The sequence below is a fragment of the Mucilaginibacter calamicampi genome, assembly GCF_042676765.1.
Taxonomy (GTDB): Bacteria; Bacteroidota; Bacteroidia; order Sphingobacteriales; family Sphingobacteriaceae; genus Mucilaginibacter; species Mucilaginibacter calamicampi.
The window spans coordinates 596,757-608,828 of record NZ_JBHTHU010000005.1; the positions used below are offsets into that span (position 1 = coordinate 596,757).

Below are 12,072 nucleotides of genomic sequence, written 5' to 3' on the forward strand. Positions count from 1 at the left end.
GTCTTGATTTCGCCATTTTAATTTACTGCAGCTGGTGCAGTATTTTCCTTCCTTTAGATTGTATGGCAGCTGTACCGTCGCGCATTAAAAACTGAAGCTGCTGGGCAAGTTCATCTTTAATCCAGGGGTAACGGTCCTTCATATTAAATAACGCTTCGGCCGCGAATGCTTTTACAGCGATTTTAACTTTAGGCTCAATCATCCATTCAAATAATTGTTCAACAGCCGGTTCCATATTTAATTGCTGTACTTTATCTTTTATTATTTGGGGTGCTGATGAATCGGTAATGTGCATTATAATTTTAGCGTAATGCCGCTGCGGACCGGGGTGTTTTACTTTGGTTATGCCACTCAGTAAAAATTCCAGTTCGGGCAGGTAAACTTCGGGGTTATCTAAAAAAACATTTTCCAATAACCACGTCGCTCTAAAGGCTACGTCTTTGTTGTTATGAAAGGTAACAGCTATCAGGTCGCGCAGGTCGAAATTTCGCTCGTGCAGTATTTTGCTTAGGCCCAGTACTTTTACTTTGCCAATGTTGCTGCTAATTTGTTTAATCAGTTCGGTTTTATCCAATGTGCTTGCAGATTATTGTAAACTAAAATATAAAAGCTTCCCTTTCCGGTGGAGATGCGATAGCAATTGGATTAGAGGGGGCTTTTTCACCTTAAAATTATACATTTGCCAACTGCTATTATAACTATTTATTGATACATGGTTAAATTCAACCGATTTACATTGAGCAATGGCCTGCGGGTTATTGTACACGAAGATAATACGACACCCATGGCGGTTCTTAACATACTTTATGATGTGGGTTCTCGCGATGAGGACCCTGAACGCACCGGTTTTGCCCATTTGTTTGAGCATTTAATGTTTGGTGGGTCTGTAAATATTCCAAGTTATGACGAGCCCTTACAAAGGGTTGGGGGCGAGAACAACGCCTTTACCAGTAACGACATTACTAACTATTATATAACCCTGCCTGCCGCTAATTTAGAAACGGCATTCTGGCTGGAAAGCGACCGTATGTTGAGCCTCGCGTTTAGCGAGAAAAGCCTTGAAGTACAGCGCAACGTGGTGATAGAGGAATTTAAACAACGCTACCTGAATCAGCCTTACGGCGATGTATGGCTGCGCCTGCGCCCAATGGTTTATAAAAACCACTCTTACCGCTGGGATACTATTGGCAAAAACATAGAACACATTGCCGAAGCAAGTATGGAGGATGTAAAGGCTTTCTTTAAAAAGCATTATAATCCGCAAAACGCTATTATGGTGGTGGGTGGAAATATCAAAACAGAAGATGTTAAGCTGATGGCCGAAAAATGGTTTGGCCCTATCCCGGCAGGCGAAAAATATAACCGCAACCTGCAACAGGAGCCTGAACAACATGATGAGCGCCGCGACAGCGTTACGGCTAAAGTTCCTTTAAATGACATTTATGTTGCCCTGCAAATGCCGGGCCGTAGAAGCGGGGAGTTTCACGCTATTGAACTGCTGGGCGATATTCTTTCTCGCGGTAAATCTTCGCGTTTGTACAAAGCTCTGGTTAAAGAGCAACAATTTTTTAGCGAGATACACGCTTACATGACCGGTAGTTTAGATAAAGGCATGTTTGTTATTGAAGGTAAGCCCCTTACCGGCGTTGCTGTTGAGGACGCTGAAGCTGCCATATGGCAGGAAATTGAAAAGTTGAAAACGGAAGAAGTGCCTGCGGATGAGCTTGATAAAGTTAAGAACAAGATGGAATCAACCATGGTGTTTTCAGAAATGTCATTGCTGGATAAGGCGATGAATCTGGCTTATTTTGAATTGTTAAGTGATGCGGAAGATCTGAATAGTGAAACCGGCAGGTTTTTGGCGGTAACTGCCGCTCAGGTTAAAGAGCAAGCCAATAAGTTGTTCAGAAAAGATAATTCGTCAACCTTAATTTACTACGCTGAAGCAAATGACTAACGATATATTGAACAGGAGTGTTGCTCCGGATTTTAAGGCGATAGAGAACATAGATCTAATTAAGCCAGAACATACCGTATTACCTAACGGCTGTAATTTGTTTACATTTAATTCTGGCGACCAGGAGTTGGTGCGGATTGAATGGATATTTAGTAATGTAAGATTTGACCCTGCAAAGCCTCTGCTTAACATGGCTGTAAACACCATGCTGACGGATGGCACCGCCACTTTAACCGCTGCCGAGATTGCGGATAAGATTGATTTTTACGGCGCTTTCTTCTCAACCGAATATGGCTTTGATCATTCGCAAGTTACGTTGCATAGCCTAAACAAACACCTGAATGATGTTTTGCCAATTGTAAGCGATGTACTAACTGATTCTATATTCCCGCAAAAAGAATTGGATACATATGTACGCAATCAGCAGCAAAAATTACAGGTAAGCCTGCAAAAGAATGATGTAGTTGCCCGTCGTGCTTTTAATAAAGCCGTTTACGGCGATACCTTGTACGGAATGGCTGTTGAGCCTGAAGAATATGATAAACTGCGTAGAGATGACCTGTTGACGCATTTTAAACAAATGTATCAACCCGGTAATTGTACATTAATAGTAGCAGGTAAAATTGACGATGTTACCTTGCAACAACTCACCTCAGTTTTTGGAAGTGATTGGAAGAACGCCGATGCTCGCGCCGTTACCAGCCAGCCGGAAGTAGCCACAGCTACAGAGAAGTTTTATTTTATTGAAAAGCCGGAGGCTTTGCAATCTGCCATACGCATTGGTATGCCATTTATAAAACGCGATCACCCGGATTTCCCGGCTATGCAAGTACTGAATACCGTTTTAGGCGGCTATTTTGGGTCGAGGTTAATGGCTAACATCCGCGAGGATAAAGGTTATACCTATGGCATTGGTTCGGGCATGAGTTCGTTAAAACATGGCGCGGCTTTCTTTATAGCTACCGAGGTGGGCGCCGATGTTTGTAAGAATGCCGTGGCCGAAATTGAAAAGGAAGTGAACCTTTTAAAGACGGAGCTTATACCAGACGAGGAAATATCATTGGTGCAAAATTATATGCTCGGCTCATTGTTGGGTAGTTTAGAGAATGTATTCTCGCATGCTGATAAGTTTAAAAATCTTTATTTTTCCGGTGTAGGTTATGAGTATTATGATATTTATACAGAAACGGTTAAATCTATCACAGCCGCCAAGCTATTAGCGCTCGCCAATAAATATTGGAATTTTGACGGCTTTTATAAAGTGATTGTTGGTAAGTATTAAAATTTCGGATTTCGGATGTTCAATTTCGAATTTATAAAAGGTCACGGATGGGCAATTTATATAGTTATTGTCAATTTTAAGAACAATCAAAAAAATCCGAAATTGAAAATTCGAAATCCGAAATAAATCATTAGCTTTGCCCGGCAAATAATATCTCCAAAATCATTGTTTGCTATGCAGTCTTACAACTCCAAATTTGTTGCCGAAGGATTAACTTACGACGACGTTTTACTACTCCCCGCTTATTCAGAAGTTTTACCACGAGAGGTTGATACCAGCTCTTTTTTAACTAAAAAGATCAGGCTGAACATTCCCCTGGTATCTGCAGCAATGGATACCGTAACCGAAGCCCAGATGGCTATTGCCATGGCGCAGGCGGGTGGTTTAGGTATGTTGCATAAAAACATGAGCATACAGCGCCAGGCTGATGAAGTACGCAAAGTAAAGCGCTCAGAAAGCGGGATGATACAGGACCCGGTAACGTTGAACGAGAACGCTATTGTAGCCGACGCGTTTAAAATAATGAAGGAGTATAAAATTGGCGGTATCCCGGTTGTAGACGATAGCAAAACACTTAAAGGTATTGTAACTAATCGCGACCTGCGTTTTCAAAAAGATATGAAACGGCCGGTGAGCGATGTAATGACAAAAACCGATCTGATAACCGCCCCGAAAGGAACTACGCTTACCCAAGCCGAGGAGATATTACAAAACTACAAAATTGAAAAACTGCCTGTTGTTGATGACAATGGTGTACTGATAGGCCTTATCACTTTTAAAGACATTCAGAAGTTTAAAAATTTCCCTAACGCTTGTAAGGACGAGTTAGGCCGTTTACGCGTAGGTGCTGCGGTTGGCGTTACACCTGATACACTTGATAGGGTAGATGCCCTGGTTAAAGCAGGTGTAGATGTTATTGCAATTGATACAGCGCATGGGCACTCAGTTTATGTAATAAATAAAGTTAAAGAGGTTAAGGCGGCATACCCTGATCTGCAGGTTATAGCGGGCAATGTAGCAACCGGCGACGCAGCCAAAGCTTTAGCTGATGCCGGGGCAGACGGCGTTAAGGTAGGTATTGGCCCTGGGTCTATTTGTACTACACGTATTATCGCCGGAGTAGGCGTTCCGCAGCTATATGCGGTGTATGAGTGCGCTGAAGCCTTAAAGGGTACCGGTGTTCCGGTTATTGCCGATGGTGGCATAAAACACACCGGAGACGTTGCCAAGGCCATTGCAGCCGGCGCAGGCACTATAATGGCAGGCTCACTGTTTGCCGGTGTTGAAGAATCGCCTGGCGAAAGCATAATTTATGAAGGGCGTCGATTTAAGTCTTACCGTGGCATGGGTTCTATTGAGGCTATGGAACAAGGTTCAAAAGATCGCTATTTTCAGGATGTGGAAGATGATATCAAAAAACTGGTTCCCGAAGGTATTGTGGGCCGTGTACCATATAAAGGCACATTATCTGAAGTGATATACCAGTTTGTAGGCGGTTTACGTGCCAGCATGGGTTATTGCGGTGCTAAAAACATAGAGGCACTGCAACAAGCGCGTTTTGTTCGCATAACCGCATCGGGCATCCGCGAGTCGCATCCGCATGATATTACGATAACTAAGGAAGCACCGAATTATACACGTTAGTTTTATCGAGTGAATTAGCGAATGAGTGATTGAGCGATTTGTGCTTTTGTATTTCATTCACTAAATCACTAATTCACTCATTCATAATATGCAAAGCATTTGCGTTTTCTGCGGAGCCAATTTTAACGGTGATCCTATTTTAAAGGATACTGTTGAATTGCTGGCCGGAACTATGGTGAGCCAAAATATTACACTGGTTTATGGTGGCGGCTGGGTAGGGGTTATGGGTATTTTGGCCGACGCTGTTTTAAAGCGCGGAGGTAAAGCTATTGGCGTTATTCCGCAGTTTTTGATGGATAAGGAAGTAGGGCATACGGGCTTAACCGAATTACGTGTTGTTGAGAATATGCATCAGCGTAAACAGGTAATGAATGACTTATGCGATGGTATTATTATGCTACCCGGCGGATTTGGTACCTTAGAAGAGTTTTTTGAAGTATTAACATGGTTGCAGCTTGGGCTGCACAATAACCCGGTTGGCATATTGAACGTAAACGGCTTTTACGATCTGTTGCTAAAGCAAATGGATGTTATGGTAGAGCATTCCTTTTTAAAGCCTGCTAATCGTGATCTGGTACTCTCTTCAGGTGATCCGATAGAATTGATCAGCATGATGAACAGCATTGACATAAAACCAGATGAAGTATGGTTTAGAGACAGGAACCTTTCCTGATGTTCGGATAAGTACCCTATTTCAGCAATTATACTAAACAAAAAAGCAGTTCTTTTTAGAACTGCTTTTTTGTTTAGTATGTATTTTTAAGACTATTGTTTAGCCAAAGTATATTTACCCCAAAAATCTGTTGGAGCTGCTAACTCAGCAAAATTAACGTTACCTCCACGGGCGTTGCCACCACCGGCAGGGCGCCCACCACCACCGAATCCGCCGCCGCCGCCACGGCCACCGCCAAAGCCGCCACCACCACCACCACGGGCTCCGCCGCCACCGCCGCCGCCAAATCCACCTACTACAACTTCACGATCGCCGCCGCCGGCACCACCAAAGTTACCGCCACCCGGGCCGCGTCCGCCGCCCATTTGCAAACCATTAAGTTTAACGTTATAGGCTATTTCTTTTCCGTCGCCGGGAGTTAACCCCATTTGTTTAAGCGGAATAGCTATTTCATAGCTAAAGCTTCCTTCAGCATCAAAATCCATAGCAGCTTTAATGCTGTATTCGTTATATACAGATATTAGCGAATCGCTGATATCTTTAAAGCCCACTACTTTTATTTCTTTAGCAGCAGTTAAAAACCGCTTTTCATTCTCTTTCCTGGCAGAATCAGTTGTAGCACCAAATCCTGGAATGCCACCGCCGCCGGCAAATCCGCCTGGACCGCCTCTGCCACCGCCTGCCGCGCCACCAAATCCGCCTGCACCGCGTTGCCCGCGTGTTGCCCTGGTAATAACAGGAAAGGTAATCTGGAAGGATTCGTCCTCTTTCTTTTTATTTGCTGTGTTCACCGCAAAAGTAATGGCACCAGCCTGTATTTTGGCTATGGTAGTTGCATCAGTTGTTTTTAACTGCAGATAAATAAAACGGGCATCATTGCTGATGGTATAAAACGCTTTTACGGTTTTATTATAAGCTTTAAACGAGTTATTAAGTTCTGTGAGTTTGCCATCAACTTTAACGCCTGTAGCGGCCCATTGAGGCGTCTCCTGAACATCTTTTAACTTCTCCTGCGCAAACGCATTAACGCCGGTAAGCAATGTAAATAGAAATAAATAAAGCGGTTTTTTCATGTTCTTATTAGGTTGAGCTTTGGTGAGCTGATTTGAATGTGAAATTACAACGAAGTTTGTTTAATAATTATTTGTAATAAAAATGTTAGCCTCTTGTCATGCAATTGTTGCATACATAGACATGGCTGCATTAAAATAGTTTAGTTTTTGCAGCTTAAAAAAATATAAAATGCTAAGAGTAAAGCTAATGCAAACTTCTTTTAAAATTTATTTGCAACAGTGATTTTAAAGCGTACTTTTGCATTCCCTTTCGGGATGTAGCGTAGCCCGGTATCGCGCCACATTTGGGATGTGGAGGCCGCAGGTTCGAATCCTGCCATCCCGACACCAGCGATACCAAACAAGTATCAAAACCCTCTAAATTGTATGATTTAGAGGGTTTTTTTGTGATAATTGAAAAATTATCCCCTTAACAACCCCAAAGTTATATCAACTTCTAAATGCCCTATATCGCACCCTCTTTTTAATTTGTAAAATTGTTCAATGCGTTTTTACTCGCAACCCGTGGTTGCTTGTAACTGATTTCGTGTTTTAATCCGTTTGTCGCAAAATGTATTTGCGTCGACGGGGATAATATCAAATAAGTAAAACCGCGTATGAAAACAACAAATTCATTCAGTATCCTTTTTTTTCTAAAAAAGGATAAAGCAAGCAAAGGGATCGCTCCCTTGTATGTGCGAATCACTATTAACAAGAAGTTCGTCGACATTTCTTTGAAACGCCGCCTCAAGTTAATATCCTGGGATCACAAGTTTCAAAAAGTAATTGGAGCTGATAAGGAATTAAAAGAGATACAGGAGAAGATCCGGCAGACCAGGACAGAAATTAACTCTGCTTACGACAATCTTCGATACAATAAAGAAGTTCTAACTGCTGATAGCATCAAGACTTTTCTGGAAAGTGGTGGTGAGGAAGAGCAAACAACTTTGCTTTTCCTAATGAACTACCATAACACTGAGGTTAAAAAGCTTTTGGAACCAGGTACCATGAAAAACTACTATAGTACCGAGCGGTATGTTAAGGAGTTTTTGCTAAAAAGAAAAAAACGCACTGACATTTACCTTTCTCAACTCGATTATAAGTTTATAATAGATTTTGAGATCTATTTACGCCAGCGCGAACCCGATAAAGGCCAGCGCCCTTGTACAAACAATACGGTCATGAAGCACATCGAGCGGCTGCGCAAGATGATCAACATCGCACTGAAGAACGATTGGATCGTCAAAGACCCATTCCTTCGTTTCGAGCGTCACATGATTCACAAGGATAGGCAGTGCTTGGAATTGGAGGAGTTGGAAACTATCAAGGCTTTGAATTTCGAGATTCATGGACAAGAGATAGTAAGAGACACTTTTGTTTTTAGCTGTTATACAGGCCTGGCTTTTGCCGACGTGTGCAATCTGAGTAGTGAACATTTGGTAACTGATATCGAAGGTGAAAAGTGGATTGAAATGGTAAGACAGAAAACGGCTAATTTTTCCGGCAAGAAATTTTATGTTCTATTGTTGCCGGAGGCTGTCGAGCTGATTAAAAAATATAGAGGTCATCCAATGGCTTCTTACACGGGCACTGTCTTTCCAATCTATTCAAACCAGGCTACCAATCGCTACCTTAAAGTCATTAGTAAGATGGCTAATCTGAATTTCGCTTTAACCTATCACATCGCAAGGCACACATTCGCAACTACTGTTACTTTGGAGAATGGCGTACCCATGGAAAGTGTATCTAAAATGCTTGGGCATTCAAGTATTCGGACAACGCAAATCTATTCAAAGGTTAAGAAAAAGAAGGTTAGTTCGGACATGAAAGTCTTAAGAGAACGCCTGAAACAGGCATAACCGATAGTAAAGAGCAAGTTTGTGTTTTTGCTATACAAAAACTCGTTTCGCCTTAGCGGCTAAACGGCAAACTTGCCTTCTGCGCCCGTTGGTTGCAGAAGGGGAAATCGAAAGGAATTTAAAGGAGGTAGTGATGGAAGACCAAAAAAGTAAAGCAGAAAAAGTGATCCGAAGCAAAGGCGGCAGGCCACAAAAGAAAATAAAACGGTGCCATATTTATATGATAAGGTTAACGGATTTAGAGCAATTTACTATTGCCACTAAAGCCAAAAATGCCGGAACTTCAATCAGCGATTTTTTCAGAAAGTCAGCACAAAAGGCGAAAGTCGTATCCCGGTTGACTACCGAGGAAGCGGGACAAATGCGCGTGTTGGCTGGTATGGCAAATAACCTTAATCAGCTCACACACTTGGCTCACTTAAACGGGTTGCTGAGCGTCCAAAGAAATTGCAGGTTGCTAATGGCTGAGATAAATGAGTTGCTTAAAAAAGTAATTGGCGATGATAGGGAAAGTGATTACAGGTAGAAGCTTTGCCGGGTGCATAGCCTACAATTTGCAGCGGAATGGAGCAAGCATATTGGATGCAAGCGGCGTGCGTACAACAAGCGTTAAAGACATTGCCAGCGATTTTAATTTTCAGCGTAAGCTAAACCCAAACTTGGGACAAGCTGTTGGCCATATCGTTTTAAGTTGGAGTTGCGAAGATAAAGCAAAGCTTAATGATGCGATCATGGTTGAGCGTTCAAAGGAGTACATGCACAAAATGAAAATCAGAGATACGCAATATCTGATTGTGCAGCATACAGACAGGCAGCATCCGCATTTACACTTGGTCTACAATCGTGTGGGTAATGATGGGCAGACCATCACTGACCGTTACCAGAAAGTTGTTAATGCGAAAGTATGCAAAGAAATTACCTTGAAATATGGCTATCATTTAGCGGAGGGTAAAGTTCAAGTGAATAGGCAACGCCTTAAAGGTTCAGATCAAATCAAATATGAAATGTATGATGCCATCAAAGGGGTAGCTAAAGTTGCGCAAAACTGGCAGCAATTGGAAGCAGCACTTCTTAAGCAAGGAATACAAATTCATTATAAGTATCTAAGCGGAACTGACAATGTTCAAGGAATCAGCTTCAGTAAGGGCATTACTAAATTCAAAGGTTCTGAAATAGACCGGAGTTTAAGCTACGGCAAATTAATTCAGCTTATTGAGTTTAATAAACAACATGGGCAGCGGCAACAGATTGCGTCGGTAAACGGCATAACACTTCCTAACAGCAACTCATTTAGTGATAAACACGGAGCATCTTTATTAGGCAAATTATTAGAACCCGACCACGAACAGGACGCCCAAGCACCATTTGAGTTATTAAGAACTAAACGTAAACTTAAGAAAGGGAGAAGGATATGAATGATACACTTGAAAAGCTTGAAGCAATAGAGGAAGTATTGCAACAAGTGATCGTGACTATAAACAGTTATGATAAAAAGGAAGTTAAATTACCTGAAATAAGAATACCTGACTATAAAAAGGAGTTGCTTGATATAAATGGTCAACTGCATGAACTCAAGCAGAACAGAGATAATGTACTGATTGAGAAGCTATCACAAAAGATCCAGCAATTGGATTTAACAAAGCAGCCTGTAAAGCAATATCGTTTCCTATTATTTCCGGAAACCAACCAGGGCCAATATTATAAAATTGTCTTCGGTCGCCTTATTCCCTGGGGAATTCTATTAATGGGATTAGTGTTCTTATTTGCTTTGGCACAAAAAGGATTAGACGTTTGGAGGATAAAAGAATACAATCAACAGGCTGACCGATACGTCAAAGCGTGGAATTATATGAATAACCACGCAGAAAGTAAGTTAGTAAAAAAACGAATGGATGAAGCTTGGGAAAAAGCCAACCAATAACCATTAGCAGAAAAAAAAGAATAAATATTTCATTTTAAAAGTTCTCTTTTTGTGAACTTTTATTTAAATTTGCATAAGATGAAAATTCATCTGATTAAAAAACAAACGCTGGAAGAGTTTGCAAAGCTTCAACCACGTAGTAAATCTTCGTTGGAGGACTGGACTGAAAAGTTGAAACTTGCCGACTGGCAACAGCCCGGCGATATGAAATTCACTTATAACACTGCTGATCTATTAGGGAAAAGCAGTAATAGGGTGGTATTTGATATTGGCGGCAACAATTACCGGATGATCTGCAAATACGTATTTGGAACAAAGCAGGTACATCTTTTTGTTTGCTGGATGGGAACTCATGCAGAATATGATAAAGTTTGCAAACAAGGTGAACAGTATACAATTAATCTCTATTGAAGATGGAAACAACAGTTTTAAAATATACCGTCATAAAAGATAAAAACCAGTATGAAGAATATTGCAACCAATTGGAAGGCTTACTCTCTGGTGATAATAACGATGCAATACAGGATGAAATTGATCTGCTAACGTTATTGATCGAAAAATTCGACGAGGAAAACAACACGTTTAAAGATAGCGATCCTATTACCTTACTACGTTCCTTTATGCAGGATCATCATTTGAAACCGCAGCATTTAGTTAATATTCTGGGCATTAGTAAAGGTTACGTATCTGATATTTTAAACTATAAAAAGGGACTGTCTAAAGAAGTTATTAGAAAACTTGCTGATTATTTCAAAGTAAGACAGGAAGCTTTTAACAGGCACTATAAGTTGACACCTACTGCTGATACTTACACTAATCCAGGGTTGATAAATACTTCTAAGCAAATTCACGCAGCTAAACATTAATTTAAGGTATTATAGCAAACAATAAAGGACTGCTATAATCGCTGCGGCAGATTACTACATTACACCACGCGCTGTCGCGCCGGGTTCCATTTCGTCACCAGCCTCGCTAAATAGCGCAGAAATGCCTCGTACCTCGGCATAACTACGAAGACTTGGTTAATTAGTTCATCATATTTTCACCGCCAGACGCAAAGATAGCCTGCACAACGAAAGCATTAAAGGGTATATAAATGAGTGCCATGTATTTGTTTTTTAAGGCCGGCACTCACCCTTGACAGCTTCCGTTGTTTCCGCTTTTGGTGCTTAAGCGTTAAAAATGGGATGGTATGTTCGGTTATGGCGCTTATAAAAGCTGAATTTTAAAATACTACTTTTTTGGCAGTTATAAAATTGCGGTGGAAACGCATACGACAACAAGCCCCGCATCCGATCAGTTAACTCCTATGCTCTTTAAGCTGCTGGTAAAGTCTGATCAGTTTATTAAACTTAAGGACTATAGGCCCAAAACGAACGATCAATTTAATATTAATACTAATTAACGCATTGCTATTAGATTGATTCCTATGGTGAGCGATCCCCTCCTTCTATAAGCAATAATACGATGTTTCAAACACCAAGAACCAACTTATCGTTTCCCAATTCTTTTGCTGATTGCTATGGCGGTACAATCATTAAGGTCATTCCAGGCTACCACTCACTAATTCTTTGCCACCCACACTATTAGCTAGCAAATTGATTCTAGATGGACTGTTAATAATTGGCAATCATACCCAATATTGCGATGGTAAGTAAGAGGCGCACCGCACAGAAGCTTAACA

At 41.3% G+C, this 12,072-nt stretch carries 12 protein-coding genes and 1 tRNA gene; 11 read left to right on the forward strand and 2 right to left on the reverse strand.

All coding sequences use genetic code 11. The features are described from left to right. Positions 1-22: 22 nt before the first annotated feature. The gene (locus ACFQZS_RS08380; RefSeq protein ID WP_377099154.1) at positions 23-574 is read right to left on the reverse strand and encodes a hypothetical protein; all 552 of its coding nucleotides are present in this window, start codon (positions 572-574) and stop codon (positions 23-25) included. 138 nt (positions 575-712) lie between these two features. Here ACFQZS_RS08380 and ACFQZS_RS08385 point away from each other — a divergent pair, with 138 nt between their 5' ends. The 4 genes from ACFQZS_RS08385 (at position 713) to ACFQZS_RS08400 (ending at position 5,556) form a co-directional block, all read left to right on the forward strand. Further along, the gene (locus ACFQZS_RS08385) at positions 713-1,957 is read left to right on the forward strand and encodes a M16 family metallopeptidase (RefSeq protein ID WP_377099156.1); all 1,245 of its coding nucleotides are present in this window, start codon (positions 713-715) and stop codon (positions 1,955-1,957) included. Next, complete coding sequence (locus ACFQZS_RS08390; RefSeq protein WP_377099158.1) at positions 1,950-3,239, forward strand: M16 family metallopeptidase; 1,290 nt, start codon at positions 1,950-1,952, stop codon at positions 3,237-3,239. Before ACFQZS_RS08385 ends, ACFQZS_RS08390 begins: the two co-directional genes overlap by 8 nt. A 174-nt stretch (positions 3,240-3,413) precedes the next feature. Next, positions 3,414-4,883, forward strand: coding sequence for an IMP dehydrogenase (gene guaB / locus ACFQZS_RS08395; protein WP_377099160.1), 1,470 nt, complete (start codon positions 3,414-3,416; stop codon positions 4,881-4,883). A gap of 88 nt (positions 4,884-4,971) precedes the next feature. Further along, positions 4,972-5,556 carry an LOG family protein gene (locus ACFQZS_RS08400; RefSeq protein ID WP_377099162.1) on the forward strand — a complete coding sequence of 195 codons (585 nt, stop codon included), beginning with the start codon at positions 4,972-4,974 and terminating at the stop codon, positions 5,554-5,556. A gap of 92 nt (positions 5,557-5,648) precedes the next feature. Here the strand turns inward: ACFQZS_RS08400 and ACFQZS_RS08405 are convergent, their stop codons facing one another. Continuing rightward, positions 5,649-6,629, reverse strand: a complete 981-nt coding sequence (locus ACFQZS_RS08405; protein WP_377099164.1) for a hypothetical protein — start codon at positions 6,627-6,629, stop codon at positions 5,649-5,651. Positions 6,630-6,880: 251 nt separating this feature from the next. On the opposite strand from ACFQZS_RS08405, the gene ACFQZS_RS08410 reads away from it, so the two are divergent. The 7 genes from ACFQZS_RS08410 to ACFQZS_RS08440 all read left to right on the forward strand — a co-directional run bounded on the left by ACFQZS_RS08410 (position 6,881) and on the right by ACFQZS_RS08440 (position 11,254). Beyond that, positions 6,881-6,954: transfer RNA gene (locus ACFQZS_RS08410), tRNA-Pro, on the forward strand. 271 nt (positions 6,955-7,225) lie between these two features. Further along, entirely contained in the window at positions 7,226-8,467 is a 1,242-nt protein-coding gene (locus ACFQZS_RS08415) for a site-specific integrase (RefSeq protein ID WP_377099166.1), read from the forward strand. A gap of 133 nt (positions 8,468-8,600) precedes the next feature. After that, positions 8,601-8,993 carry a plasmid mobilization protein gene (locus ACFQZS_RS08420; protein ID WP_377099169.1) on the forward strand — a complete coding sequence of 131 codons (393 nt, stop codon included), beginning with the start codon at positions 8,601-8,603 and terminating at the stop codon, positions 8,991-8,993. After that, complete coding sequence (locus ACFQZS_RS08425; protein WP_377099171.1) at positions 8,968-9,882, forward strand: relaxase/mobilization nuclease domain-containing protein; 915 nt, start codon at positions 8,968-8,970, stop codon at positions 9,880-9,882. The genes ACFQZS_RS08420 and ACFQZS_RS08425 overlap by 26 nt, the downstream gene beginning before the upstream one ends. Further along, the gene (locus ACFQZS_RS08430) at positions 9,879-10,388 is read left to right on the forward strand and encodes a hypothetical protein (RefSeq protein ID WP_377099174.1); all 510 of its coding nucleotides are present in this window, start codon (positions 9,879-9,881) and stop codon (positions 10,386-10,388) included. Before ACFQZS_RS08425 ends, ACFQZS_RS08430 begins: the two co-directional genes overlap by 4 nt. Positions 10,389-10,466: 78 nt before the next feature. After that, positions 10,467-10,799, forward strand: a complete 333-nt coding sequence (locus tag ACFQZS_RS08435; RefSeq protein WP_377099177.1) for a type II toxin-antitoxin system HigB family toxin — start codon at positions 10,467-10,469, stop codon at positions 10,797-10,799. A 2-nt stretch (positions 10,800-10,801) separates the two neighbouring features. Then, positions 10,802-11,254 carry a helix-turn-helix domain-containing protein gene (locus ACFQZS_RS08440; protein WP_377099179.1) on the forward strand — a complete coding sequence of 151 codons (453 nt, stop codon included), beginning with the start codon at positions 10,802-10,804 and terminating at the stop codon, positions 11,252-11,254. The last annotated feature ends 818 nt before the right edge of the window (positions 11,255-12,072 follow it).

Coding starts and splice junctions, on each gene's coding strand:
- ACFQZS_RS08390 (WP_377099158.1), top strand. CDS start 1,950: ATGACTAACGATATATTGAACAGGAGTGTTGCTCCGGATTTTAAGGCG.
- ACFQZS_RS08415 (WP_377099166.1), top strand. CDS start 7,226: ATGAAAACAACAAATTCATTCAGTATCCTTTTTTTTCTAAAAAAGGAT.
- ACFQZS_RS08435 (WP_377099177.1), top strand. CDS start 10,467: ATGAAAATTCATCTGATTAAAAAACAAACGCTGGAAGAGTTTGCAAAG.
- ACFQZS_RS08430 (WP_377099174.1), top strand. CDS start 9,879: ATGAATGATACACTTGAAAAGCTTGAAGCAATAGAGGAAGTATTGCAA.
- ACFQZS_RS08405 (WP_377099164.1), bottom strand. CDS start 6,629: ATGAAAAAACCGCTTTATTTATTTCTATTTACATTGCTTACCGGCGTT.
- ACFQZS_RS08400 (WP_377099162.1), top strand. CDS start 4,972: ATGCAAAGCATTTGCGTTTTCTGCGGAGCCAATTTTAACGGTGATCCT.
- ACFQZS_RS08440 (WP_377099179.1), top strand. CDS start 10,802: ATGGAAACAACAGTTTTAAAATATACCGTCATAAAAGATAAAAACCAG.
- ACFQZS_RS08385 (WP_377099156.1), top strand. CDS start 713: ATGGTTAAATTCAACCGATTTACATTGAGCAATGGCCTGCGGGTTATT.
- ACFQZS_RS08420 (WP_377099169.1), top strand. CDS start 8,601: ATGGAAGACCAAAAAAGTAAAGCAGAAAAAGTGATCCGAAGCAAAGGC.
- guaB (WP_377099160.1), top strand. CDS start 3,414: ATGCAGTCTTACAACTCCAAATTTGTTGCCGAAGGATTAACTTACGAC.
- ACFQZS_RS08425 (WP_377099171.1), top strand. CDS start 8,968: ATGATAGGGAAAGTGATTACAGGTAGAAGCTTTGCCGGGTGCATAGCC.